20 protein-coding genes are annotated in these 25,957 nt (G+C 75.1%); 13 read left to right on the forward strand and 7 right to left on the reverse strand.

All coding sequences use genetic code 11. The features are described 5' to 3' along the window. Positions 1–41: 41 nt before the first annotated feature. Positions 42–1,814 carry a S8 family serine peptidase gene (locus AB0637_RS15580; RefSeq protein ID WP_366173362.1) on the reverse strand — a complete coding sequence of 591 codons (1,773 nt, stop codon included), beginning with the start codon at positions 1,812–1,814 and terminating at the stop codon, positions 42–44. 117 nt (positions 1,815–1,931) lie between these two features. Next, entirely contained in the window at positions 1,932–3,221 is a 1,290-nt protein-coding gene (locus AB0637_RS15585; protein ID WP_366173363.1) for an alpha/beta fold hydrolase, read from the reverse strand. A 92-nt stretch (positions 3,222–3,313) separates the two neighbouring features. On the opposite strand from AB0637_RS15585, the gene AB0637_RS15590 reads away from it, so the two are divergent. Further along, complete coding sequence (locus tag AB0637_RS15590) at positions 3,314–3,772, forward strand: DIP1984 family protein (protein WP_366173364.1); 459 nt, start codon at positions 3,314–3,316, stop codon at positions 3,770–3,772. 262 nt (positions 3,773–4,034) lie between these two features. Here AB0637_RS15590 and purE read toward each other — a convergent pair whose 3' ends face one another. Both purE and AB0637_RS15600 read right to left on the reverse strand, forming a co-directional pair. Then, positions 4,035–4,553, reverse strand: coding sequence for a 5-(carboxyamino)imidazole ribonucleotide mutase (gene purE, locus AB0637_RS15595; RefSeq protein WP_366173365.1), 519 nt, complete (start codon positions 4,551–4,553; stop codon positions 4,035–4,037). After that, the gene (locus AB0637_RS15600) at positions 4,550–5,812 is read right to left on the reverse strand and encodes a 5-(carboxyamino)imidazole ribonucleotide synthase (protein ID WP_366173366.1); all 1,263 of its coding nucleotides are present in this window, start codon (positions 5,810–5,812) and stop codon (positions 4,550–4,552) included. The genes purE and AB0637_RS15600 overlap by 4 nt, the downstream gene beginning before the upstream one ends. A gap of 347 nt (positions 5,813–6,159) precedes the next feature. On the opposite strand from AB0637_RS15600, the gene AB0637_RS15605 reads away from it, so the two are divergent. Then, positions 6,160–6,759 carry a GtrA family protein gene (locus AB0637_RS15605; RefSeq protein WP_366173367.1) on the forward strand — a complete coding sequence of 200 codons (600 nt, stop codon included), beginning with the start codon at positions 6,160–6,162 and terminating at the stop codon, positions 6,757–6,759. On the opposite strand, the gene AB0637_RS15610 is transcribed toward AB0637_RS15605, so the two are convergent. Further along, the gene (locus AB0637_RS15610) at positions 6,700–7,500 is read right to left on the reverse strand and encodes a biotin--[acetyl-CoA-carboxylase] ligase (protein WP_366173368.1); all 801 of its coding nucleotides are present in this window, start codon (positions 7,498–7,500) and stop codon (positions 6,700–6,702) included. The two genes, AB0637_RS15605 and AB0637_RS15610, sit on opposite strands and share 60 nt — an antisense overlap. 100 nt (positions 7,501–7,600) lie before the next feature. Between AB0637_RS15610 and AB0637_RS15615 the strand changes: the two genes are divergently transcribed. From AB0637_RS15615 to AB0637_RS15665, 11 genes are all read left to right on the forward strand, one after another. Continuing rightward, positions 7,601–8,623, forward strand: a complete 1,023-nt coding sequence (locus AB0637_RS15615; RefSeq protein ID WP_366173369.1) for an iron-siderophore ABC transporter substrate-binding protein — start codon at positions 7,601–7,603, stop codon at positions 8,621–8,623. Between the two features lie 51 nt (positions 8,624–8,674). Further along, positions 8,675–10,330, forward strand: a complete 1,656-nt coding sequence (locus AB0637_RS15620) for a DUF885 domain-containing protein (RefSeq protein ID WP_366173370.1) — start codon at positions 8,675–8,677, stop codon at positions 10,328–10,330. Between the two features lie 161 nt (positions 10,331–10,491). Beyond that, on the forward strand, positions 10,492–11,133 hold the full coding sequence (locus AB0637_RS15625) for a nucleoside triphosphate pyrophosphatase (RefSeq protein WP_366173372.1): 642 nt from the start codon (positions 10,492–10,494) through the stop codon (positions 11,131–11,133). Between the two features lie 116 nt (positions 11,134–11,249). Further along, positions 11,250–13,097: a biotin carboxylase N-terminal domain-containing protein gene (locus tag AB0637_RS15630; protein WP_366173415.1), complete on the forward strand. Its 1,848-nt coding sequence runs from the start codon at positions 11,250–11,252 to the stop codon at positions 13,095–13,097. A 323-nt stretch (positions 13,098–13,420) separates the two neighbouring features. Beyond that, positions 13,421–14,962 carry a sugar transferase gene (locus tag AB0637_RS15635; protein ID WP_366173373.1) on the forward strand — a complete coding sequence of 514 codons (1,542 nt, stop codon included), beginning with the start codon at positions 13,421–13,423 and terminating at the stop codon, positions 14,960–14,962. Continuing rightward, positions 14,955–17,606, forward strand: coding sequence for a glycosyltransferase (locus tag AB0637_RS15640; protein WP_366173374.1), 2,652 nt, complete (start codon positions 14,955–14,957; stop codon positions 17,604–17,606). The genes AB0637_RS15635 and AB0637_RS15640 overlap by 8 nt, the downstream gene beginning before the upstream one ends. After that, a complete protein-coding gene (locus AB0637_RS15645; RefSeq protein WP_366173375.1) occupies positions 17,603–18,358 on the forward strand; it encodes a polysaccharide deacetylase family protein in 756 nt (251 codons plus the stop codon). The genes AB0637_RS15640 and AB0637_RS15645 overlap by 4 nt, the downstream gene beginning before the upstream one ends. After that, positions 18,355–19,554 (forward strand): glycosyltransferase, encoded by a 1,200-nt coding sequence (locus tag AB0637_RS15650; protein WP_366173376.1) that lies wholly within the window; start codon positions 18,355–18,357, stop codon positions 19,552–19,554. The genes AB0637_RS15645 and AB0637_RS15650 overlap by 4 nt, the downstream gene beginning before the upstream one ends. Continuing rightward, positions 19,551–20,177: a hypothetical protein gene (locus AB0637_RS15655; protein ID WP_366173377.1), complete on the forward strand. Its 627-nt coding sequence runs from the start codon at positions 19,551–19,553 to the stop codon at positions 20,175–20,177. The genes AB0637_RS15650 and AB0637_RS15655 overlap by 4 nt, the downstream gene beginning before the upstream one ends. Then, entirely contained in the window at positions 20,174–22,381 is a 2,208-nt protein-coding gene (locus AB0637_RS15660) for a lipid II flippase MurJ (protein ID WP_366173378.1), read from the forward strand. The genes AB0637_RS15655 and AB0637_RS15660 overlap by 4 nt, the downstream gene beginning before the upstream one ends. After that, positions 22,378–23,574: a GNAT family N-acetyltransferase gene (locus AB0637_RS15665; protein WP_366173379.1), complete on the forward strand. Its 1,197-nt coding sequence runs from the start codon at positions 22,378–22,380 to the stop codon at positions 23,572–23,574. The genes AB0637_RS15660 and AB0637_RS15665 overlap by 4 nt, the downstream gene beginning before the upstream one ends. On the opposite strand, the gene AB0637_RS15670 is transcribed toward AB0637_RS15665, so the two are convergent. Together AB0637_RS15670 and AB0637_RS15675 are read right to left on the reverse strand one after the other, a co-directional pair. Next, the gene (locus AB0637_RS15670) at positions 23,547–24,509 is read right to left on the reverse strand and encodes a hypothetical protein (RefSeq protein ID WP_366173380.1); all 963 of its coding nucleotides are present in this window, start codon (positions 24,507–24,509) and stop codon (positions 23,547–23,549) included. The genes AB0637_RS15665 and AB0637_RS15670 overlap by 28 nt on opposite strands. Further along, positions 24,502–25,944, reverse strand: coding sequence for an NAD(P)H-quinone dehydrogenase (locus tag AB0637_RS15675; protein WP_366173381.1), 1,443 nt, complete (start codon positions 25,942–25,944; stop codon positions 24,502–24,504). The genes AB0637_RS15670 and AB0637_RS15675 overlap by 8 nt, the downstream gene beginning before the upstream one ends. Positions 25,945–25,957 lie beyond the last annotated feature (13 nt).

Below are 25,957 nucleotides of genomic sequence, written 5' to 3' on the forward strand. Positions count from 1 at the left end.
GGAACCCGATGCTCCAGAACCCCAGGATCAGAGCCCGAGGATCAGAACTCGGTGACCGCGCTGAGCGCGTTCACGATCCCCTCGCCGTAGAAGCCGTTGTCGTCGGCCGGTCCGGCGCAGGTGGCCGTCGAGGTGACGGGCCCGTTGGCGGTGACGCGGCGGTAGGTGAACTCCGCCGGCACGGGGCAGGGGGTGTCGGTCGCCGTGCCCGTGAGGATGGCCTCGGTGACCTTCGGGTCGAGCGTCAGCGTGCCGGGGTGCGCCTTGTCCGGCTTGCCGTACTGGCTGACGACCAGCGCCGCGACCCCGGTGGCGTGCGGGGCGGCCATCGAGGTGCCCTGCAGGTACTGGTAGTACGCGTCCTTGCCGTCCCTCGTCTTCTGCCGCAGGACGAACGGGGTGTTCGGCTCACCGTTGGCGTCGATCGTGCCCTCGGCCTTGGCCACGTTCGCCGGGTAGGCCGCCAGGATCATGCCGGCGGGCGAGGTGCGCTCGTTGGCTGTGTCGTAGGCGTCGCCGCCGGGGGCGGAGACGTCGGACTGCTCGGTGCCGAAGTTCGAGTAGTACGCCTTGCGGCCGGACGGGCCGGTCGAGTTCACGGTGACGACACCGTCGTTCTCGGCGGGCACGTTGAGGCAGGTCGAGTTGTCGATGGTGCGGTCGCGGGCCTTCGTCGGGTTCCCGTCGGCGTCCACCGGGTAGTCGGGGCTGGAGGAGTCGACACCGGGGGCGCCGAGGTCGGTGGCCTCGTTGCCGCTGGCCGAGATCGGCAGCACGCCCTTGCCGCGGGCGTAGTCGATCGCGCGCTGGACGGCGGCGACGATGACGCGCTGCTGCTGCTGCTCGGCCGGGGAGTCGGCGGGGTTCGCCTGGCAGTTGTAGAGCCACGGGTCGACGTAGAAGCTCATGTTGACGACGTCGACGCCGGAGTCGCCGGCGAACGTCAGCGCGTCGAGGGTGGGCTGCAGGAAGAAGTACCCGGAGTCCTGGCCGGCGCGGAGGTTGACGAGGTTCACGTTCGGGGCGACGCCGGCGATGCCGAGGCCGTTGACCGGGGAACCGATGGTGCTGGCGACGTGGGTCCCGTGGCCGTCGTCGTCGACGTCGACGGGGTCGACGCAGTCCGCGACCTCGCACGGGCCGTCGATGTCGGGCATGTCGGTGACGAAGTTCCGGCTCCCGGCCCGGTCGAAGTTCGGGGCGATGTCGGGGTGGGTGCCGTCCACGCCGGTGTCGATGATGCCGACGGTGACCTTCTTGCTGCCCGGCTGGACCTTGTACGAGCCGTCGGGGGTAGCCCCGATGGCGCGCATGTCCCACTGCAACGGGGCGAGCGGTTCGGCGCCCTTGGCCTTCTTGGCCAGGGACTGCAGGGACGCCCGGCCGGCGAGCGTGGCGCGTTCGGCCTCGGTCAGCTTCTCGACGGCGTCCGCACCGGACACGGCGTCGGCCGGGGCCTTGCCGATGCTGCGGTCGGCGGCGGCGCCGACGAGGCCGGCGGCGCGGTCGGCCTTGGCGGAGAAGTCGGCGGCCGAGCTCTCGACGAGGGCGTAGCCGACCTCGGCGTTGCTGGACAGCACCGTCCCGCCCGCCTGGGCGATCGAGGTGCGGGCCATGGCGTCGGTGACGCCGGCGTCGTAGAGGACGACGTAGCGGGTCGTGCCCTGCTGCGCGGTGGCAGCGCCCTTCTGGTTGCTGGTGGTGGTCCCGGTGGTGGAACTGGAACTGGTGTCGGCGGACGCGGACTGCGTCACCGCCAGTGTCGTCGCGAGCAGCGCGGTGCTCATCGCGGCCGACAGGACGATCTTGCGCACGGGGCCTCCCTGCCTCAAACCTGCCTCAAACGGATCAACCGGGCAGAGTGTGCTGCACAGTCTGCACACAGGCAACCCTTGACCTTGAGCAGTTTGCGCGCTACCCGCCCGCGCGCGTCACCGCCGGGCGAGGTCGAGGAGCACGTCGAACAGGCGCCGCCCGTCCATCCGCAACCCGTCGTGCTGGTACTCGTTGGTGACGAAGGTGCGGGCCCCCCGGACCGCCCGCGCCGTCGCGGCGGAGAACGCGTAGGGCACGAACATGTCGTCGACGTAGACCGCGGCGGCGACCGGCACGGTGTTCTGCGCCAGCACCTCGGCGTCGTACAGGGCCGGCAGGGTGGCGTCGGCGGCCAGCAGGTGCGCGGCCTCGCGCAGGGGGACGAGCGCGGGGTCCTCGTCGAACTGCCAGGGGTAGACGTGCTCGCCCGTGAACCGGAACTCCGGGGCGTCGAGGGCGAACTCGGAGAACTCCCCGCGGACGCGTTCGGCCGACCAGTCCGTCGCCGCACGCTGCGCGTAGATGCTCTCGTGGACGAGGGCGTAGAGCGGCTGTCCGGCGAAGGAGAGCCGCCGCCCGACCTCCAGCAGGAACCGCTCGCGCAGCCGGACCTCACCGCGGACGGTGGTGAACGGGTCCTCCAGGGCGAAGTGCAGGGCGTCGAAACCCGACACCGTCCCCAGCGCGATGCCGAGGGTGCGGAACCGCCTGCCCGACAACCGTTCACCCGTCGGCAGGAACTCCTCGGTGGACTCCAGGTGGTCGGCCACGCGCTGCGCCACGGCGAGGTCGCGGGGGTAGCGGGCGGAGAACTCGGCGTTGCGGCGGGCGGTCTGCGCGTAGGTGGCGCGGTAGACGTCGTCGGCCGTGGTGTCGATCCCGGGCAACCCGGCGGTGACGAACACCTCGCGCAGCCCCTGCGGCGCCTGCGAGAGGTAGGTCGTGAGGCAGAACCCGCCGTAGCTCTGCCCGAGGGCCGCCCAGGTGTCCCCACCGAGCGCGTGCCGCAGCAGTTCGGCGTCGGCGACGATGGAGTCGGCCCGCACGTGCCGCAGCAGCGCGGCCTGCTCGGCCGGCGTCCCGGTGAGCGACTGCCGGTCCAGCGGCGTCGAGCGGCCCGTCCCGCGCTGGTCGAGGAGCACGACCCGGAACTCCTCCAGCGCCCGGTCCAGCCAGCCGCCGACGACGTCGGGCCGGGGCGAGGGGTTCCCCGGACCGCCCTGGAAGAAGACCAGGCGCGGGGCGTCGTGGCGCCCGTCCCGGACGTACTCGCGGGCGAAGACCTCCAGGGTCCCGGGCAGGCTCCCGGAGTGGTCCAGCGGGACCGTGAGCACGTGCTCGTGGACGTCGTGCCCGTCGACGCGGTGGGACTCGGTGACCAGGGGGCCGTCGGTGCGGGAGCTCACGGCGCGACGCTACCGGGGCCCCGCCGAACCGCTGTCCACAGGCCGCGGGAACCCCGTGGACGGAGCACCGGAGGGCACCTACGGTCGTCGACGTGAAGATCGCCGAAGCGCTCACCGAACGCGCCGACGCCCAACGCCGGGTCGAACAGCTGCGCAGCCGCATCGCGGCCAACGCGCGCTACCAGGAGGGCGAGGAGCCCGCCGAGGACGCCGCCGCGCTGCTCGTCGAGGTGGGCGAGGTGCTGTCCCGCCTGCGCACGCTCATCGCGCAGGTCAACCGGACGAACGCCCGGGTCGACCTCGGTCCGGACGGCACGATGACCGATGCCCTCGCCACCCGCGACGTGCTGCGCCTGCAGCACGCCGTGCTGACGTCGGCGGCGGACGCCGCGGCAGGTCAGGGCACTCGGCACCTGCGCAGCGAGCTGCGGCACCTCTCGGCCCTGCCGGTCGCCGACCTGCGCCGACAGGCCGACGAGGTGGCGCGCACGCTGCGCACCCTCGACGGCCGGATCCAGCAGGCGAACTGGACCCACGACCTGGTGGACTGACCGGGAGGGGGTGAGGGGCGGCGGCAGTCGGTAACCGGACGGGAGCGGACACGACCCGCAGTGGCCGGCGGGCAGAACGGCCACCCGCTGGAGGTGGAGGGCAGCCTGGAGTTCGAGTCTCCGCGCACCGAGCAGCCCCGCACCGCGCACCACCCACGGTGCACCCAGCACGCAGCACCACCGTGTGTCGGTCCGTCCGGTGAGGGTGGGTCAGGGGACCCGCCGCCCCACCAGAGCCCCGCGTCCGTCCCCGGCGGAGGCGTCAGCTCCCGAAGCCGACGCCTCCGCGCCGGGTGCGGGCGCGGAGCTTCTCCCCCTTGTCGTAGGCGGTCTGCCGCAGACCGTCCTGGAACTCGACCATCCGCGCGCGCAGGTCGGCGTCGGCGGCGGCGAGGATCCGGACGGCGAGCAGCCCCGCGTTGCGGGCCCCGCCGATGGAGACCGTCGCGACGGGCACGCCCGCGGGCATCTGGACGATCGACAGCAGCGAGTCCATGCCGTCGAGGTACCGCAGGGGCACCGGCACGCCGATGACGGGCAGCGGCGTCACGCTCGCGAGCATCCCGGGCAGGTGCGCGGCACCCCCGGCGCCGGCGATGACGACCTGCAGCCCGCGGTCGGCGGCCGAGGCGCCCCACGCGACCATGTCCTGCGGCATCCGGTGCGCCGAGACGACGTCGGCCTCGTAGCCGACGCCGAACTCCTCCAGCGCCTTCGCGGCCTCCTCCATCACGGGCCAGTCGGAGTCGGACCCCATGACGAGCCCCACCTGAACGCTCATTCGTCGATCTCCCCCGCGATGAAGGCCGCCGCGTGCCGGGCACGCTCGCGGACGGTGTCCAGGTCGTCGCCGTAGACGGTGACGTGCCCGAGCTTGCGGCCGGGCCGCTGCTCCTTGCCGTACAGGTGCACCTTGACGCCCGGGTCGTGCGCCATGACGTGCAGGTAGGACCGGTACAGGTCCTCGTGCCGGGTCTGGATCTCCTTCGGCCCCAGCACGTTCACCATGACCGTCCACGGGGACCGCGCGGCCGTCGAACCCAGCGGCAGGTCCAGCACGGCCCGCAGGTGGTTCTCGAACTGGCTCGTCACGGCCCCGTCGATGCTCCAGTGCCCCGAGTTGTGCGGGCGCATCGCCAGCTCGTTGACGACGAACGTCCGCCGGCTCACCCCCGCGACGATCCGCTGCACCTCGAACACCTCCACGGCCAGCACACCCGTGACACCGAGACCGCCCGCGATGCGCAGGGCGACGTCGGTCAGCTCGGCGGCCAGGTCGTCGTCGAGGTCGGGGGCGGGGGCCGTCACCTCGTGGCAGACGCCGTCGCGCTGCACGGTCTCCACGACGGGCCACGCCGCCGCCTGGCCCGAGGGGCTGCGCGCGACGAGGGCGGCGAGCTCGCGGGTGAAGGGCACGTGCTCCTCGGCCAGCAGCCCGCCGCGGTCGGCCCAGTCGGCGAACCACGCGTCGGCCGTCGCCCAGCCCGCGTCGTCGGGGCCGTCGAGGACGAGGACACCCTTGCCGTCGTACCCGCCGCGCGGGGTCTTCAGCACGACGGGCCACCCGGCGTCGGCCGCGAAGGCCTCGACGGCCGCCCGGTCGGCCACCCGCGCCCACGCGGGGCACGGGACGCCGAGCGCGCTGAGCCGCTCGCGCATGACGACCTTGTCCTGGGCGTGCACGAGGGCGTCGGCACCGGGCTGGACGCTCGTCACCTCGGCCATCGCCCGCAGGCCCGGACCGGGCACGTGCTCGTGGTCGAACGTCACGGCGTCGCAGTCGGAGGCGAAGGCGACGAGGGCGTCGAGGTCGTCGGCGGCACCGATCGGCGCCGGGGTGATGACCTGCGCGGCGGCGACGTCGGGGCCTTCGGCCAGGACGCGCAGCCGCAGGCCGAGGGCCGTCGCGGCCGGTTGCATCATGCGGGCGAGCTGCCCGCCGCCGACGACGCCGACGACGGGGAAACCGCCGGGACGCGCGTAGGGGGCCGGGTCCGGCCGACTGGCCGCAGACGACGAGACGGGGGACGAGGCGGTCACGGGGTCCGAGGGTAGTGGGCGCGGCGCGCGGGTCAGGAAGTCACCCGTTCGGCCGATGGACCCCGAGATGCCCGCCACCGTGGCGTGCGTCACCCTGGTCCCGGCGCGTCGTGGGACTGCGGCGCGTACCCACGGAGGGGGAGCAAGTTGTTCACCGTGATCGCCTGTGTGGCGTTCGTCGTCGTCGGCATCGTCGGAGCGATGAAGATGGAGGACCACCTGGACCCCCGGAGCACGCGTCGCGAGACACGCGCCCCCGCGGAACGGTGACCTGGAGCGGGTTCCCAGCCTGACCCGTCAGACTGCGTGGCCGCAGGACGTACGGCCACCGACTGAGGGGAAGCGTGTTGAGCAAGGCGTTGAGCGGGCACGAGCAGGGCGAGCGGGGTCTCGTGCGGCGGTTGCGCGACACCTACGAGGTCCTGGCCCGCGAGGCCGCCAAGTTCGGCATCGTCGGCGCCGTGGCGTTCGTCACGGACTTCGGCATCTTCAACCTGCTGCGCTACGCGGGTCCGGACGGTGTCGGCGTCCTCAACCACAAACCGTTGACGGCCAACGTCATCTCGGTGGTGGCGAGCATCGTCGTGGCCTGGGTCGGCAACCGGTACTGGACCTTCCGGCACCGTCGCCGCGCCTCGGCGCCGCGGGAGCTGCTGCTGTTCTTCGTCATGAACGGCGTGGGGCTGCTCATCTCCCTGGCCTGCCTCGCCTTCACGTACTACGTGCTGGACCTGCGCGGGCCGGTCGCCTCGAACATCTCGGCCAAGGTCGTCGGCGTCGCGCTCGGCACGCTGTTCCGCTGGTGGGCCTACCGCCGCTTCGTCTTCGTCGAGGAGCTGCGCGAGGAGGGTTGGAACGAGTCCGCGGACGCGTCGACGGCCGGACCGTCAGCGACGGCGCAGGTGGACGACGTCCCCCGCCGCGAGGCTCGTCCGGGCGCCGCCTGAGTCCTGCACCACGAGGCGTCCGTCGTCGTCGACGTCGACCGCCTCCCCCTCGAGCGTCGTGCCGCCGGGCAGCTCGACCCGGACGGCCTGCCCGAGCGTCGCGCTGACGGCGCGGTAGTCGGCCAGCGGGGACTCCCCCGCCGCCCACGCGTCGACGCGCAGCCGCAGCGCCCGCAGGTACCGGCGCAGCACGGTGTCGCGGTCCGTCGTGCGGGCCCCGGCGAGCGCCAGCGACGTCGCGGCCTCGACGGGCAGTTCCTCGGAACGCAGCGAGACGTTGATCCCCGCGCCGAGGACGACGCGGTCCCCGCGCACCTCGGCGAGGATGCCGCAGACCTTCCCCGGCCGGTCCGGCCCGGCGAGCAGGACGTCGTTCGGCCACTTCAGTCCGGCCTGCACCCCCAGCGCGCCCAGCGCGTCGACGACGGCCAGTCCCGTGACGAGCGGAAGCAGCGCCCACCGCTCGGTGGGGACCGCGGGCCGCAGCAGCACCGAGACGGCGAGCGCCGACCGCGGCGGCGCGCTCCAGGTGCGCCCGAGCCGGCCCCGGCCGGCGTCCTGGTGGTCGGCGACGAGGACCGCCCCGTCGGGCGCCGTCTCGTCGGCGAGCAGGTCGGCGTTGGTCGAGCCGGTGCTCGCGACGGCGTCCAGCCGCGTCCAGCCCCCGGGCCCGACGAGCGCCGAGCGCAGGGCGGCGGCGCGCAACGGCGGGCGGTCGAGGTCGCTCCAGGCGGGATCCACACGGGCATCCTGCCGCACGCGATTTCCCTCCGAGCCGAACCTGTGGTGAGGTGAGCCTGCCCTGACCACCGCTTGTTCCGCCGCCCTCCGAGGAGCACCCGTGCGCACGTCCCGCCGCGCCCTGCTGGCCACCGTCCCCGTCGTCGCGTTCGCGAGCGCCTGCGGCTCCTCCAGCGACGAACCGACCACCGCGGGCGCGTCGGCGTCGGGATCGGCCGCCGCGGGGGCGTTCCCCGTGACGATCGAGCACGAGCTCGGCAAGACGACGGTGAAGGCTGCGCCGCAGCGCATCGTGTGCCTGGGCTGGGGTTCGCAGGACGTGCTGTGGGCGCTCGGACTGCAGCCCGTCGGCATCCCCGAGGTGACGTGGGGCGGCCTGCCCGACGGGACCCTGCCCTGGTGGGCGGGTCACTTCGACAAGGCGACGACGACGTTCCTGCCGGCCCCCTCGAGCCAGGAGATCCCGTTCGAGCAGATCGCGGCGCTCACCCCCGACCTCGTCCTCGCCGTGAACTCCGGGATCACCGCCGAGGACTACAGCAAGCTCACGGCCATCGCCCCGACCGTCGGGTACCCGAAGGGGCCCTGGCTCACGACGTGGCAGGAGTCGGCGTCGATGATCGGGAAGGCCGTCGGCAAGTCCGCGGAGGCCGAGAAGCTCGTCGCCGACACCGAGGACGACCTCGCCAACCGCGCGGCCGCGACGCCGTCGCTCAAGGGGAAGTCCTTCGTCTACGTCTACGCCACGACGACGGGGCTGTCGGCCTACCTGCCCGGTGACGCGCGCGTCGACCTGATGCGCTCCCTCGGCATGGTGGACGCCCCCGGGATCGAGTCCCTGGCCAAGGCCAACCCCGACGAGTTCTACGTCGAGGTCGCCAAGGAGCGCGTGCGCGACATCGACAGCCAGGTCCTCGTCGGCTACGGCGAGATCACCCGCGACGAGCTCCGCGCCGACCCGGTCTACGCCACGATGCCGGCCGTCGCCGCCGACGCCGTCGCCTACCTCGACGACAAGCTCCTCGTCACCGCGACCTCGGCCACCGTGCTGAGCGTGCCGTGGCTGCTGGACCGCCTCGTCCCGATGCTCGACGCCGCGGCGCAGAAGGCCCCGACCCTCTGAGGAGCGCCTGTCCGAGGGGTGTCCGTCCGAGGTGATCACTAGGCTCGGCGCGTGAGCGAGCAGCGGCCGGCGACGGCCATCGACGCGGTGGCCGAACGACACCTCGAGACGGTGCTGCGCCTGCAGCCCGCCCTGGCGCTGAGCCTGGGCGTCCCCGACGCCGCCCCCGGCCTGGGCGACCGCTCCCCCGCCGGGCTGGCCGAGGTCGCCGCCGCCGACCGCGCCACGCTGGCGGCGCTCGACGAGGCCGAACGCACGGGCGGTCCCGTCGACGACGTGGACCGGGTCACGCTGGCCGCGCTGCGGGACCGGCTCGGCCTCGAGGTCGCCCTCGAGGAGGCCGGCGAACTGCTCGGGGACCTCAACGTCATCGCCTCCCCCGTCCAGGACCTGCGGATGGTCTTCGACCTGCTGCCGACGGAGACGGACGACGACTGGCGCGCCGCCGGGGAGCGGCTCGCCGCCGTCCCCGCGGCCGTGGCCGGGTACGTCGAGAGCCTGCGGGCCGCGGCCGCCGCCGGCCGCGTCGCGTCCGTCCGGCAGGTCCGGGCCTGCGCCACCGAGGCGGAGTCGTACGCGGCGCCGGACGGGTTCTTCGGCACGTTCGCCGCCGGTCACGGAGCGGACGTGGAGCGCGCGGGCGCCGCCGCGTCACGGGCGTACGGCGACCTCGCGCAGTTCCTGGCCACCGACCTGCTGCCGCAGGCCCCGGAGACCGACGCCGTGGGCCGGGACCGGTACGAGCTGTGGTCGCGGTGGTTCGTCGGCGCCCGCGTCGACCTCGACGAGACGTACGCGTGGGGCCTGGACGAGGTCGCGCGGCTGCGGGCCCAGATGGCCGACGTGGCGCGGCAGGTGTGCGGGTCGCCGGACGTGCACGAGGCCGCCGCGGTGCTGGACGCCGCGCCGTCCGCCGTCGTCGAGGGCGCCGCGAACTTCCGGGCGTGGATGCAGGACCGTTCCGACGAGACCGTCGAGGCCGTGCAGGGCAAGCACTTCGACATCCCCGAACAGATCCTCCGGCTGGAGTGCCGGATCGCGCCGACCACGGGCGGCGGCATCTACTACACCGGTCCCAGCGAGGACTTCACCCGCCCGGGCCGCATGTGGTGGGCCGTGCCGACCGGTCAGACCCGGTTCTCCACGTGGCGCGAGGCCACGACCGTCCACCACGAGGGCGTGCCCGGCCACCACCTGCAGGTCGGGCAGACCGCCGTGCGCAGCGAGGTGCTCAACCGGTGGCGGCGGCAGGGCTGCTGGATCTCCGGGCACGGCGAGGGCTGGGCCCTGTACGCCGAGCGGCTCATGCAGGACCTGGGGTTCCTGCGCGGGCCCGGCGAGGTGCTCGGCATGCTCGACGCGCAACTGCTGCGCGCCGGCCGGGTGGTCATCGACATCGGGGTCCACTGCGGCCTGCCCGCCCCCGCCGAGGTCGGCGGCGGCGCGTGGACCTACGACAAGGCCTGGGCCTACCTGCAGTCGGTGTCCGGCAACCACCCCGACGTCCTGCGCTTCGAGCTCGACCGCTACCTCGGCTGGGCCGGGCAGGCGCCGAGCTACAAGGTGGGCGAGCGGTTGTGGACGGCGCTGCGCGACGACGTCGCCGCGGCGCAGGGCGCGGCGTTCGACCTCAAGGCCTTCCACCGCCGCGCCCTCGACGTCGGGTCCGTCGGCCTCGACGTGCTCCGCTCCGCCCTCCTGCCCTGACCCCACCCCTCCCCCCGTCCGTCACTGCGCGTGGTCGCCTGGGGGGATCGTTGACGCAACGCGCCGATAGGTTCGGCTCGTAGCGTCAACGAGCTCACCAGGCGACCACGCGCAGTGACGGGGGAACGGGGCAGGGCGGGGGACGTGGAAGCATGCCGCCCGTGACGTCGCTGCTCCTGGCCTCCGCCTCCCCCGCCCGCCTGGCCACCCTGCGCTCCGCGGGCCTGGACCCGGCCGTCCTCGTCTCCGGGGTCGACGAGCCCGCCGTCGTCGAGCGGTACGGCGTCACCGACGCCGAGGACGTCTGCCTCGTGCTGGCGAAGGCGAAGGCCGAGGACGTCGCGGCGAACGAGGACCGGCCCGAGGACCACCTCGTCCTGGGGTGCGACTCCGTCCTGGCGGTCGACCTGGGCGCGGGGGTCGAGGTCCTCGGCAAACCCGCCGACGCCGCGGACGCGGTCCGCCGCTGGCGGGCGATGCGCGGCAGGAGCGGGGTCCTGCACACGGGGCACTGGCTCATCGACGACCGCGAGGACGGCTCGGGCGCGACGATCGGGGGCGTCGCGAGCGTGACGGTCCACTTCGCCGACGTCACGGACGCCGAGATCGACGCCTACGTCGCGACGGGCGAACCGCTGCAGGTCGCGGGCGCGTTCACGGTCGACGGGCTGGGCGGCGCGTTCGTCCGCGGGATCGAGGGCGACCACCACGCCGTCGTCGGGGTCTCGCTGCCGCTGCTGCGCGACCTGGTCGGCGAGGCGGGCGTCGCGTGGCCGGACCTGTGGGCGACGCGCGAGGCGTAGGCGCAGGTAGTCTCAGCCCTCGTCCCACCCCACCCACGACCTCCCGGAGACGCCGCATGACCTCCCCCGAGCCGACCAGCCCGACGTCGAGCCGGGCGTCGGGGATCACGGGTCCGGTGACGAAGGTCCTCGTCGCCAACCGCGGGGAGATCGCGGTGCGCGTGGTGCGCGCCGCCCGGGACGCGGGACTGGCGTCCGTGGCCGTCTACTCCGAGGGGGACCGGGACGCGCTGCACGTGCGCAGCGCCGACGAGGCCTTCGCCCTCGGCGGGAAGTCCGCCAAGGAGTCCTACCTCGACATCACCAAGATCATCGACGTGGCCCTGCGCTCGGGGGCCGACGCCGTGCACCCCGGCTACGGGTTCCTGTCCGAGAACGCCGCCTTCGCCCAGGCCGTCATCGACGCGGGCCTGACGTGGATCGGCCCGCCCCCGGCGGCCATCGAGGCGTTGGGCGACAAGGTGTCCGCCCGCCACCTCGCGGCCCGCGCGGGCGCCCCCCTCGTCGCCGGCACCGCCGACCCGGTCTCCGGTCCGGACGAGGTGCTCGCCTTCGTCGACGAGCACGGTCTGCCCATCGCCATCAAGGCGGCGTTCGGCGGCGGGGGCCGCGGACTGAAGGTCGCCCGGACCCGTGAGGACGTCCCGGAGCTCTTCGCCTCCGCCGTCCGCGAGGCCGAGGCCGCCTTCGGCCGGGGCGAGTGCTTCGTCGAGCGGTACCTCGACCGGCCGCGGCACGTCGAGACGCAGGTGCTGGCCGACGCGCACGGCGGCGCCGTCGTCGTCTCCACGCGGGACTGCTCGCTGCAGCGCCGCCACCAGAAGCTCGTCGAGGAGGCGCCCGCGCCGTTCCTCACGCCCGAGCAGGACGCCGAACTGCGCCGCGCGTCCCTGGCCATCGTCGCCGAGGCCGGGTACGTCGGCGCGGGCACGGTGGAGTTCCTCGTCGCCGTCGACGGGACGTTGGCGTTCCTCGAGGTGAACACGCGGCTGCAGGTCGAGCACACCGTGACCGAGGAGGTCAGCGGGATCGACCTCGTCACCGAGCAGTTCCGCATCGCCCGGGGTGAGCACCTCGGGTACAGCGAGGTCCCCACCCGCGGGCACTCCATCGAGTTCCGCATCAACGGCGAGGACCCGAGCGCGAACTTCCTGCCCCGTCCGGGCAAGCTCACCCGGTTCTCGCTGCCGTCGGGGCCGGGGGTGCGCGTCGACACGGGCATCGACCCGCGCGCCGCGGCCGTCAGCGGCGGCGTCGACATCTCCCAGGACTTCGACTCCCTGCTGGCCAAGCTCATCGTGACGGGGGCGACCCGCGAGCAGGCCCTGGCCCGGGCGGCTCGTGCGCTCGGCGAGTTCGTCGTCGAGGGCGTGCCGACCGTCATCCCGTTCCACCGCACCGTCGTCGTCGACCCGGCGTTCGCGGCCACCACCGCCGAGGGTTTCACCGTCCACACCCGGTGGATCGAGTCCCCCGAGTTCGACGCCTCCAAGATGCCGGGGTCCGGCGCGCTGGAGGCCGCCGAAGGCTCTGCGGCGCACCGGGAGACGATCGTCGTCGAGGTCGCCGGCAAGCGGCTGGAGGTGTCCATCCCGGTCGAGCAGCTCAACGCGCAGCTGTCCCGCGCCGGGCACGAGATCTCCCGCGCGGGCGTCGCGACGGGGGCCGCCGTGGCGCGCGCCTACCGCTCGGCCACGCACCGGGGCCAGAAGAAGGGCGGCGCCGGGGGCGGGTCGACGAAGAACCCGCACGCCCTCGTGACGCCGATGCAGGGCACCATCGTGAAGATCGACGTGGCCGACGGGGACACGGTCGCCGAGGGCGACCTCGTCGCCGTCCTGGAGGCCATGAAGATGGAGCAGCCGCTCCTGGCGCACCGGGCCGGGACGATCTCCGGTCTGACCGCGAAGGCCGGCGACACGACCACGACCGGCACGGTGCTCTGCGAGATCGTCGACGCCTGAGGTTCCGCCCTCCGGAACGGGCCCCGCAACGGCGCGGGGATACCACCCGTTCACGGTCCCCGCACTTCGTGACCTCATTGTTATCGTCACCTCCCGTGAGCCGTTCAGGACGATGCGTTTGACGGACTCGGTCCGTCTTCGCCGTCGGTGAGGGTCTCCGCGCGGAGCGTGGCGGTATTCACCCTTCGCAGTGAAGATCTCCGAAATACCGCGGAAAACATCGCTCTCCGCGACGTTGCGTGACGATTCCGGTTGCTGACCGCCCACCACGAGGCGGCTATGTTGCGACCGACCCCGCGGCCAGCGCATCCGAGGAGACTCGAGTGGAGCACCACCGTCTGCGGGACGGGTCCAGCGGAGCGGCCTCGGGGATCCTCCTCGACCACGCCCCGGTGCCCGTCCCCAGGACTGCGAGCACGACCCCCCTCGACGACGAGCCCCCCACGACCGGCCGCCGGCCTCCCCGCCACCGGCGCGACGAGGTGGTCCCGGAGCGTCCCCCGGCGCCCGCCGCGCACGTGCGACGGCGCCACCCCGGCGCCCGCGCCTGGTCCCCTGCCCTGTCCTTCGGCGAGACCGCCCTCGGCGTCGGGGTCGCTCTCGCGCTGGACGCCCCCACCGCGGTCGTCCTCGGCACCACGCTGGCCCTCGCCGGCCACCTGCCCCGCTGGCGGCACCCCGTGCGGCTGACGCTGTCCGCCTTCGACGACGCCCCGCGGCTCGTCCTCGTGCTCACCAGCGCCCTGGGCGTGGCCTTCCTGGCCCGCGGCGCCCGCGGCGAACTGCACGTCGGCGAGAGCGGCGCCGTGCGCACCGTCGTCGCCGTCCTGGCCGTCGTCGCGGTGCAGCTGACCCTGCGCACCGTCGTCTACGCCGTCGTCCGCCGCTTCCGACGCCGGCGCGGGCACGGCCTGGCCACCCTCGTCATCGGCGGCGGCACGGTCGGGGCGAAGTTCTCCCGCACGCTCCTGGAACACCCCCACTACGGGCTCCTGCCCGTCGGCACGGTCGACGACCGCGCCCCCTTCATCGACGCACCCCCCACCCCCTGGCTCGGCCCCGTGGACGACCTCGTGCGGCTCGTGCGGCGGCACGACGTGCGCGTCCTCGTCGTCGCCTACGGCCTGCGCGAGGACGAGCACCTCGTGGACCTGCTGCGCGGCCCGGGCCTGGAGGACACCGAGGTCTACTGGCTGCCGCGGCTGTGGGAACTGCACACCGCCCGGGCCGACGGGGACCTCGTGCACGTGCTGCCGCTGGAACGCTTCCGCCGCCCGCACCACGACCGGGCCGGCCGACGGGCCAAGCGCGTCGTCGACGTCACCCTGTCCGCCCTCGCCCTGCTGCTGCTGTCCCCCGTCATGCTCGCCTGCGCGCTGCTCGCACGCTGGGAGACGAAGGACGGCGCGATCTTCCGCCAGGTGCGCGTGGGCGTCGACGGCCGGCCCGTCACCGTCATGAAGTTCCGCAGCCTCTCCGTCGCTCCCACCGAGTCGGACACGACCTGGAACATCGCCGGCGACCTGCGCGTCGGCCCGGTCGGGAAGTTCCTGCGCCGGTCCTCCCTCGACGAACTCCCCCAGCTGGTGAACGTCCTGCGCGGGCAGATGAGCCTCGTCGGACCGCGCCCGGAACGCCCCGTGTTCGCGCAGCAGTTCGCCGCGCAGTACCCGCGGTACTGGCACCGCCACCGCGTCCCCTGTGGACTGACCGGGTGGGCGCAGGTGAACGGGTTGCGCGGCAACACCTCCATCGAACTGCGCGCCGACTACGACAACTACTACATCGAGAACATCTCGCTGTGGTTCGACCTGAAGATCATGCTCGCGACGGTGGCCCAGGTCGTCCGGGGGTCCGGTGGCTGACGCGCTGCCCAGCCCCGCGACGCACTCGAACTCCACCCTCACCGCCGACCTCACCGCCGACCTCACCGTCGAACCGCCCCGCGGTCCCGTCGCGGACCCGACCCTCCAGCGCGCATCCGGCCGGCACCGCGTCCGCACGCGCCGCACCCGCCGGACCCGCGGCCGCCGCGTCACCCCGCGGTCCCAGCGGCTCGGGTGGTTGCCGCTGCTGCCGCTGCACCTGCTGGTCGTCGCGGTCTGCGTGCCCGACACCTCCACGAGCAGCGCCGTCTCGCTCGCCCACGTCACGGCCGCCGACGTGGCGGCGGTCCTCGTCGTCGTGGCGGCGGCCTGGCGGTTGCTGAGCGGTGACGGGCCGGCCCTGCTGCGCTCCCGGGCCCTGCTGCCGACCCTCGCCGTCCTGCTCGCCGTCACCCTCTCCGCGGTCTTCGCCACCGACCAGCGCCTCGCGGCCGCCGGCTGGGTGCGCTGGGTCGAGGTCGACGTGCTCCTGCCCGTCGCGGCGTTCGTGCTGTGCCGGACCGTGCGGGCGACCACCGGCGTCCTGCTGACCTTCCTCGCCGTCTCCCTCGCCGAGGGCGTCCTCGGGGTCGTGCAGTACCTGACCGGGACCGGTGCGGGGTACGGGGCCGAGGCCATCCGCGCCATCGGCACCTTCGGCGTCGGCAACCAGCTGGCCATGGGCAACCTCGTCGCCGACGCGGGTCTCGTCTGCCTCGCCGGCGCGCTCGCACTGCCCGTCCGCCGCCACCGCCTCGTCGCGGGCGCCCTCGCCGTCTTCTTCCTGCTGCCGCTGCTGCTGAGCCTGAGCCGGGGCGCGCTGCTGTCCGGACTCGTGGCGGCCGTCCTCGTCCTGGCCCGCGTCGGCTGGCGCGTGCTGGCCGGGACCGCCCTGGCCGGGATCGCCGTCGCGACCGTCGCCCTCGTCGCCGTGCCCTCCCAGGGGGCCGTCGTCGTCGCCCGCGTCGAGACCGTCGTCAGCTCCGCCTCCTCCCCCGACCAGTCGGTCGCCGACCGGTACGGGCTGTGGTCGGCGGCGCTGCGCATGTGGTCCGAGGACCCCGTCACCGGCATCGGGGTGAAGAACTTCTCCGAGCACCGCGACTCCCAGCTGGGGATCGCCACCTCCTCCGGCGCCGACGCGGCCTCCGACGACAGCTACGAGCGCGTGCAGCTGCTCTCCCCGCACGAGCAGTACCTCCTCGTGCTGTCCGAGCAGGGGCTGCTGGGACTGCTGGCGTACCTCTCGCTCGTCGTCGTGGCGGCCCTCGGCCCGCTGCGGCGCTACGACGGCCGGCCCTCCCTGACCTCGGCGACGGCCCTGGCCCTGTTCGGCGTGGGCACCCAGTTCGTGGTGACGAACTTCTGGGGCGACCTGGCCGGGCCGACGGCACCCCTGCAGGGCGTCGTCTTCGGTCTGGCCCTGCGGATGGCCGCGACACCGCGGACCCCCCGGGACCCGCGGCCAGGCCCGCGGCGCCCCGTGGAGCCGGTCGACGTGACCGGCCTGCGGGTGCTGCACGTCTGCCAGCCCGTCGACGCCGGGGTGGCGGCCTTCGTGGCCCGGGCCGCGGAGCAGCAGCGGGCCGCCGGCCTCGACGTCGTCGTCGCCTGCGCGCCCACCGGCTGGCTCGCCGACCGGCTCGACGCCCTCGGCGTCGAGCGCGCGACCTGGCCCGCCGTCCGGTCCCCGCTGCGGGGTGTGCTCCCGGAGGCCCGACGGCTGCGGGCCGTCGTGCGCGCCGTCGACCCCGACGTCGTCCACCTGCACTCGGCCAAGGCCGGGCTCGTCGGCCGCCTCGTCGTGCACGGCTCGCGGCCGACGGCGTTCCAGCCGCACGCGTGGGCGTTCGAGGCGGCCACCGGTCCCGTCGCGCTCGCCGTCCGGCTGTGGGAGGCGCTCGCCCTGCACCTCACCGACTGCCTCGTCCTCGTCAGCCGCGCCGAGCTCGACCGCGCCCGCGAGGCGGGACTGCCGCTGGACGTCACCGCCCGGCGGGTGGTCCGCAACGGTCTCGACCTGCGCCGGCACGGCGTCGACGACGCCACGGACGCCCGGCGCGAGTTGGGCCTGCCGGACGCCCCGACCGTCGTGTGCGTCGGCCGCCTGGCCCACCAGAAGGGCCAGGACCGGCTGCTCGCGGCGTGGCCGCTCGTGCGGGCCGCCGTCCCGCAGGCGCGCCTCGCGCTCGTGGGCGACGGCCCCGACGCCGACGACCTGCGCCGCCGGGTCGCGGTGGGGGGTGCGGAGCTGTCCGGCGTCCTGCTGCCCGGCGCCACCGACACCCCCCGGCGCTGGTACGCGGCCGCGGACGTCGTCGTCGTGCCCAGCCGGTACGAGGGCTTCGCGTTCGTCCCGCTGGAGGCCATGGCCGCCCGCCGCAGCCTCGTCGTCCACGACCACCCCGCCCTGCGCGAGGCCCTGCCCCCCGGTGCGGGCGCGGTCGTCGACACCGACGACGCCGCCCTGCTCGCCACCGCCCTCGTCCGGCGGTTGCTGGCCCCCGAGGTCCGCGACCAGGAGGGCGCCGTCGGGCGCGCCCACGTCGTCACCACCCGCGACGACCTGACGGTGCTGCCCCAGCTCGTCGACGCCTACCTCGCGGCCGGGGCGAGCGTCCCTGCCCAGGAGGTCCGCCCGTGAGCGCCCCCTTCGCCCTCATGTACCACTCCGTCGCCGACCGCCGCCCCGACCCGCACGGGTTGTGCGTCCCGCCCCGGACCCTGGCCCACCAGCTGGACACGCTGCGCCGCAGGGGGTTGCGAGGTGTCAGCATGGCCGACCTGATGGCCGCGCACCGGTCCGGCTCCGCCCGCGGGCTCGTCGGCCTCACCTTCGACGACGGCTACACCGACGTCCTCGACGCAGCCGAGGTCCTCGCCGAGCGCGGGTTCGGCGCCACCCTCTACGTCGTCGCGGGCCGGTTCGGCGGCACCAACGACTGGGACGACAGCGGCTGGCCGCTGCTGACGGCGGCCGGGGTCCGCGAGGTCGACGCCCTCGGGATCGAGATCGCCAGCCACACCCTGACCCACCCGCACCTGCCCCGCTGCCCGCCGGACCGGCTGCGCGCGGAGGTCGCGGACAGCCGCGCGGTCCTGCAGGACCTCCTCGGCCACGAGGTCCCCGGGTTCGCCTACCCCTTCGGCGACGAGGACCCCGCCGTCGTCGAGGCCGTCGCCGCCGCCGGGTACCGGGAGGCCGTCCGCGCCGACACCGGGGCCCCGAGCACCTCCGCGCACCCCGAGCTCACCGTCCCCCGCAGCTACGTCGGCCCCGGTGACGGCCCCGTCCGGCTCACCGCCAAGCACCTCCGACACCAGCTCAGCCACCAGCTCAGCCACCGCCGGCGCCGCCGGGCGGAGGGCGTCGCCCCTCGGAGGAACCGACCGTGACCCGCCGCCTGAAGGTCCTGCACGTCATCACCGGTCTCGCGGCCGGCGGCGCCGAGACGCAGCTGCTGCGCGTCGTCCGCGCCAGCCGCCACGACTGCGCCGTCGTCGCCGTCTACAACGCCGGGGTCGTCGCCGAGCAGCTGCGCGCCGAGGGCTACCGCGTCCACGACCTCGACGTCCCCTCCACGACCGACCCGCGCGCCCTGCGCCGGCTGCTGCGCGTCGTGCGCGAGGAGGCCCCCGACGTCGTCCACACGCACCTGTTCCGCGCGGGCGTCCTGGGCCGCGTCGTCGGGCACCTCGCGCGCGTCCCCGTCGTCGTGAGCACCGAGCACTCGCTCTTCCACCCCGACCTGCTCGAGGGACGGCGGGCGAGCCGGGTCGTCCGCGCGGTGCTGCGCCGCACCTCACGGTGGGCGCAGGCGACGGTGGCCGTCTCCGACCAGGTCCGCGACAACCTCGCCACGTGGGGTGTCGTCGACCGCCCCGGCCACCGTGTCCTGGTCGTGCGCAACGGGATCGACACCGGCGAACTGCGCTTCGACCCGGGCGCCCGGGCGCGGGTGCGCGCCGGTCTCGGGGTGGCCGAGGACGTCGAGCTCGTCGGCATCGTCTGCCGACTGCACCCCTGGAAGCGCGTCGACGTGGCCCTGGAGGGTCTGGCCCCGCAGCTGGGTCCGCACCGGCGCTTCGTCGTCATCGGCGACGGCGCCGAACGCGCCCGCCTCCAGGCGCGCGCGCAGGAGCTCACCGTCGAGGCGTTCGTGCACTTCACGGGCGAGGTCGGCGACGTCGCCTCGTGGCTGTCGGCCCTGGACCTGCTCGTCAGCGCCTCGCAGTCGGAGACCTTCGGCCTCGGTGTCCTGGAGGCCCTCGCCAGCGGCCTGCCCGTCGCCTACGCGGCCGCCCCCGTCCTCGACGAGCTCGCCGAACCGCTGCCCGGCACGGTCCGCGTCGGCGGGTCGACGTCCGCCCTGGCGGCCGGGGTGACGCAGCTTCTGCAGGAGCGGCGCGACGCCGGTCCGCGGTCCGGGCGACCCGCCCCCGCCGTCGTGGCGGCGTTCGACGTCCGGGCGACCGCGCGGGTGCTCGACGACCTCTACGACGACCTCTTCGACCAGTCCCGCGCCACGTCCCCCGCTGAGTCCCCCGCCGAGACCCCCGCCACGGCCAGCCCGCAGGAGCAGAACGCATGAGCCCGACCGCCGTCCCCACCTCCGTCCCCTCCGCCGCCCCCTCCCCGGGGGCGGGCCGCGGGTCGCGGACGCGCGCCCGTCGCCGTCCCGGCGCCCTGCTCGTGCTGGCGGGGCTGGTGCTGGGCGTCCTCGCCGGGGCCGGGTACGGCCTGCTCAGCACCGGCGCCCACCACGCCAGCGCGTACCTCGTGGTGGCGCCGACGGCGACCGGCGACGCGCGCGGGGACGCCGGCGGTGCGACGACCTACGCCAAGGCGTACGCCGAGGTGGCCGGCCAGCCGGAGGTCCTCGACGCGGCCCTGGCCCGGTTCGCGACGGGCGGCCGGTCCGTCGACGACGTCGCCGGCGACGTGACCGTGGCCGCCTCCCAGGACGCCCCGCTGCTGCAGGTCAGCGCGTCCGGGGACAGCGCCGACGACGCCGTCGCCGTGGCGGCCGCGGCCTCGAAGGCCGTGGCCACCTACCTCGCGCCGACGGCCGCCGCGAGCGGCTACTCCCTGTCCGTGCTCACCCCCGCGGCCGAGGTGCGGTCGGCGAACGGCCTGACGCCGCCGCTGGCGGCCGCCCTCGGGGGTGTCGTCGGTGTCGTCGCGGCCGGCGCCGTGCTGCTGCTGCGCCGGTGACCTCGCTCGCCGAGCACCCCGCCGAACCGACGCCGGTCGCGGGGGCCCTCACCACGGGCGCCCCTGCGGCCGGCCCCACGCTCGTGCGCGACCGCCGGGCGCGGGACGCGACCCTCGTCGCCGGGGTCATGGTCCTGTCGTCGCTGCTCGGCCTCGTCCGCGACCTCGTCATCGCCGCGCTGTTCGGCGCCTCGGCGAGCTCGGACGCGTTCTTCGTCGCCTGGACCATCCCCGAGACGGTCACCCCGCTGCTCAACGAGTCCGGGCTCGCTCTCCTGCTGACCCCCCTGTTCGCCCGCACCTGGGCGCAGGAGGGGTCGCTCACGTCGGCCGTCCGCCGCACGCTCCTGCCCGTCGTCGTCGTGACGGCGGCGGCCGGGACCGTCTGCGCCCTCGCGGCGCCGCTGCTCGTGCGGCTCATCGCCCCCGGCCTCGCCGACCCGGCTCCGGCGGTCGCGTGCTTCCGGCTCGCCAGCGTCACCGTGCTGGGGCTGGGGGTCGCGGGCTACCTGTCCTCCGCGCTGCGCGGGCGGCGGTCCTTCGTGCGCCCGGCCGCGACGTACGTGGCCTACAACGTCGGGATCCTCGGCTGCCTGCTCCTGGAACCGTGGCTCGGCGTCCGGGCGGCCGCCCTCGGCCTGGCCGTCGGCAGCCTGCTCATGGTGGCCGTCGTCGCCCCGGCGGTGGCGCGCTCCACGCGGCTGGACGGGCTGCGCTGGCACGCGGGCGCGGGGCTCGGACCGCTGCTGGCCGTCGCGCCGGTCATCGTCTACAGCCTCGCGCGGCAGTCGCAGGTCTTCGCCGAGCGGTTCTTCGGCAGCGAGCTCGTGGGTGCCATCAGCGAGCTGAACTACGCCTCGAAGGTCGCGCAGATCCCGGTGACCCTCGCGCTCGTCGTGTCGTCGGTCTCGCTCGCCTCGGTCACGGCCCACGTCGGGGCCGGGCGCCGGGACGCCGTCCGGCGCGAGGTGACCGACGCCCTGCGCCTCGGGGTCTGCCTCGTCCTGCCGGTGACGGTGGCGCTGGAGGTGCTGGCCCCGCAGATCACGGCGCTGCTCTTCCAGCGGGGCGCGTTCGACGCCGGGCTCGTCCGGTCGACCTCGGAGGTGCTGCGCTGGTACTCCCTCGGTCTGCCGGGTCAGCTCGCGGTCGGCGCCGCGGTCCTGTTCCTCTGCATCCGCCCCCGCGGTGCGCGGGTCGCGGCGGTCGCCGCCCTGGGCTGCCTCGCGGTCACGGTCGCCGTCGACGCCGTCGCGGTCGGCCCCCTGGGCGCACCGGGCCTCGCGCTCGGCAACGCCGCGGGCATCACGCTGGCCGGGGTCGTCCTGCTGCACCGGCTGCACCGCGACCTCGTCGCGCTGCCCTGGCGCCGCCTCGCGGACGCCGTCCTGCGCACCGGCGTCGCCGCGGCCGTCGCCGGGGCCGCCGCCTGGGGCGTCACCCTCCTCGGGACGGGGTCGTCCGTGAGCCTCGTCGCCGGGACGGTGTTCGTCGGCGTCCACGTCCTCGTCGCGCACGCCGTCGGGCTCGCCGAGGTGCGCGCCCTCACCGACCGCCTCGGGGCCCGGCTCGGCGGGTCCGGGCACGGCCCGCTGCCCGACGACGCCCCCCGCCTGCGGCCCCGGTGGGCCCCGGCCCTGGCGCCGGTCGTCGTCGGCGCGTTCGTCGGGGCGCTCGTGGCGACCGGTGTCGGTCTGTCCCGGCCCGTCGTCCACCGGGCGACCGCGCTCGTCGTCGTGACGACGGGCGCCGACGGCCGCGACGCCACCACGACGACGCAGGCCCTGACCCGCCTGACGGCGACGCTGTCCCAGCGCTACGAGGGAGGGCCCGAGGACGTCGACGTGCTGCTCGAGGGGGCGCCGTCGTCCCCCGTGGTGCAGATCACCGTCGACGGAGCTCGCCCGCAGGAGGTGCGCCGGGTCGCCGCGGAGGTCGTTCGGACCCTCGAGACGGTCTCCCGCGGGCAGGACTGGGCCGTGCGCGACCAGACGCCCACGACCGGCGCCGACGTCACCGTCCGCGACCGCGTCGGCCCCGGGCTGCTCGTCGTCGGGGCGGGGGCCGGTGCCCTGCTCGCCCTCGCGGCCGCCGGGCTGGCGGGCCGCTGGCCCGGTTCCGCCCCGCACCGCCCCTGGCCCCTGTCCGCAGCGCGCCGGCCCCGGCCGCGTCGTCGTCGTGCCGCCCACCGGAGGATCCCGTGACCCAGACCCAGACCCCGACCCCGTCGTCCCAGGCCGGGGACGCGACCGCGGCCCCCGTGACCCGGGTCGTGCCCGCGCACACCCCCGTCCGGGGGTGGGCCGAGCTCACGGCCGCGACGGGCGCGCTGTTCGCCAGCCCGGCCTGGGTGGGGGCGACGACCGTCCTCGGCGCTCCCGTCCGGCTGGCGCTCGCCCGCGCGGGGACCGACGACGACACCCCCCTGCTGGGGTTGTTGCCGTTCGTGGTGCAGGACGTCGCCGGTGTCCCCGTCGTCCGGTTCGCAGGCACCGGGCCGAGCGACTACGGCACCGTCCCGGTGACCCCGGGCGCGGACCGGGTCGCGGTCGTCGCAGCCCTGCTGGACGCGGTGCTCGCGGACGTGACGGGCGGCGCGGCCGAGGGACGCGCGCAGGGCGACGTCGTCCTGGACCTGCAGCAGGTCAGCGAGCTGGACCCGACGGCGCAGGCCGTCCGGACCTGGGCCGACGCCCGCGGACGCGCCGTCCGCGAGCGGGTGCAGGCCGAGACGATCCGGCGCACCTTCGGTCCCGACGACAGCCGCGAGTCGAAGAACCGGCGCACCAAGGACCGCAAGACCCTCAAGCGGCTGGCCGCTCTCGGTGCGGTCGAGGTGTGCACCGACCTGCTGCCCGACCCCGTGGGTGCCGACGCCCTCGTCGAGGAGCTGCGGGCCGTCGACGCCGCCCACCCGAACGCGGACGAGCGCAACCAGCCGTGGACCGGGACGACGGGCCGGTTGCTGGCCCACCACCTGCGCACGGCCCCGCCGGCGTCGCGGTGGCTCACCGGCGTCCGGGTCGACGGCCGGCTCGTCGCGTACACGCTCAACCTCGTCGCGGGGAACGCCGTCGCCACCTACCTGTGCTCCTACCGGCGCGAGATCGCCGACGCCGGGGCGGGAACGCTCCTGCTGCACGAGGTCCGGCGGCGGGCGTTCGCCCACGGCGCTGCGGCGCTGGACCTGCTGCGCGGTCTCGAGCCGTACAAGTTCCGGCTCGCGACCTCCACCCACGTCTCGCACCGGCTCGTGGTGCTCCCGGACGGCGGGACGCGGTGGACGCTGCTGGGGGCCGCACTCACGTGGCGCCAGGACCTGCGGCCGGTCGTGCTGCGGGTCCGCACCTGGCGGGACGCGCGCAGGGGTCAGGACCGGCCGACGAGCGCGGAGTAGGCGGCCGCGGCGCGCGGGTTCGCGCCACCGGTGAAGAGCCGCCCGTCGCTCTGCTCGTAGCGGACCTCGTTGTAGATCTCGTGGACGACGCCGACGGCGTCCATCCAGCCCACGAACCGCTCGACGAACTGCGGGTCGTCACCCCCTCCGCCCCAGGACGGGGAGGCGACGGCCCACTCGTCGACGCCGAGGGGTTTGCCGCGCGAGCGCGCGAAGGCCACGACCTCGTCGAGACCGCCGGGTGCGCTCAGGTACCAGTCCCACCGCTCCTGCGGGGTCGACGGTTCGGGGCGCATGTCGTACACGTCGACCCCCACGACGTCGACGACGTCGTCGCCGGGGTACACGTCCGCGAGCGCCACGGCGTGCCCGTCGACGGCGACGGTGACGCAGAAGTCGCTGCGCAGCGCGGGCGCCTCGCGGCGCAGGGCCCGGACGCAGCGGGCGAACGCGGCCCGGTAGGCGGCGGGGTCGGGGACGGCCGACCAGGGGTAGTTCACCGGGGAGTTCGCCTCCCACCCGGGGCGGACGACGACCTCGCCCATGCCGTGGGCGGCCAGCCCGGCGCCGAGTTCGCTCCAGTACCGCTCGTGGGCGCCGTCGGCGGCCTCGGCGAGGGACTCCCCGGGCGGGACGAGCGGCAGGCTCAGCACGAGGTCCCGGGCGTAGGCGGACCCGGCGTACGCGTCGTAGAGGTACCCGGGGTTGCGCAGGTGGTCCCAGTCGCGGCCGTCGAGGTACTCCCCCACGACGTCGAGACGGCGGCCGCGGGCTCGGGCGAACGCGTCGAGGGTGGTGGGGGTCTGCGGCCAGCCCACGTAGGCGCCCGACCGGCGGCCCGGCCCGGTGTGGCCGGGGGCGTCGGCGACGAGGAGGCCGAGGGCGGCGACGGTCCCGGCGGCGAGGAACCCCCGCCGCCGCACCCCGTCACTCACCCATGACGTGCAGCTGCCGCGCGGCCTCGGCGATCGACCCGGACAGCGAGGGGTAGATCGTGAAGGCGTGGGCGACGTCGTCGACGTTGAGGCGCTTCTCGACGGCGAGGGTGACGGGGAAGATCAGCTCGCTGGCCCGCGGGGCCACGACGACACCCCCGATGACCGTCCCGGACCCGGTGCGGCAGAACAGCTTCACGAAACCGTCGTGGATGCCGAGCATCTTGGCCCGGGCGTTCGTCGACAGCGGGAGCTTGATGATCTCCCCCTGCGCCTCCCCGGAGTCGATCTGCGCCTGGGTCCACCCGACCGTCGCGATCTCCGGGGACGTGAAGACGGTCGAGGCGACCGAGCGCAGCTTCAGCGGGGCCACGGTGTCGCCCAGGGCGTGCCACATGGCGATGCGCCCCTGCATGGCGGCGACGGAGGCCAGCGGGAAGACGCCCGTGCAGTCGCCGGCCGCGTAGACGCCGCGGGCCGACGTGCGCGAGACCTTGTCGACGTCGACGTGTCCGGAGTCCGACGTCCAGACCCCCGCCTCCTCCAGCCCGATGCCGGCGGTGTTCGGGACGGCGCCGACGGCGACGATGCAGTGCGAACCCTCGACGGTCCGGCCGTCGGCGAGCGTGACGACGACGCGGTCGCCGTGCCGTTCCACCTTCTCCGCCCGCGAGCGGGACATGACGTCCATGCCGCGGCGGCGGAAGACGCCCTCGAGGACCTCGGCGGCGTCGGCGTCCTCGCCGGGCAGCACCCGGTCCCGGGAGGAGACGAGGGTGACGTGGGCCCCGAGCGCGTCGTAGGCGTTGGCGAACTCGGCCCCCGTGACACCGGAGCCGATGACGACGAGGTGCTCGGGCAGCTCGGTGAGGTCGTAGACCTGCTTCCAGGTGAGGATGCGCTCCCCGTCCGGCCGGGCGTCGGGCAGGATCCGCGGGCGGGCGCCGACCGAGACGAGGACGACGTCGGCGTCGACGCGGGCGCCCTCGTCCTCCCCCTCGCGCACCACGATCGACTGCGGGCCGTCCAGCGCACCGGCGCCGGACAGGATGCGGACACCCTCCTTCTCCAGCCGGGCGCGGACGTCCATCGACTGCGCGAAGGCCAGCGCCTTGACGCGGGCGTGCACCCGCGCGAGGTCCACCGTCACCGAGCCCTCGGGTTCGGTGTCGGGGGCCGAGCCGCCGGGGAACCGGACCCCGAGCTCGGAGGCGCCGCCGACGGTGGCCATGAGCTCGGCCGTGGCGATGAGCGTCTTGGACGGGACGACGTCGGTCAGGACGGTCGACCCGCCGAGCCCGTCGCGCTCCACGACCGTCACGTCGGCACCGAGCTGGGCCGCCACGAGTGCGGCCTCGTACCCGCCGGGGCCACCGCCGAGCACGGCGACCTTGGTGGCCTTCACTGCTGCTGGGGACGCACTGGTGGCACTCACCCCCCCATGCTCC

It is taken from the genome of Kineococcus sp. NPDC059986, assembly GCF_040702905.1.
GTDB lineage: Bacteria > Actinomycetota > Actinomycetes > Actinomycetales > Kineococcaceae > Kineococcus.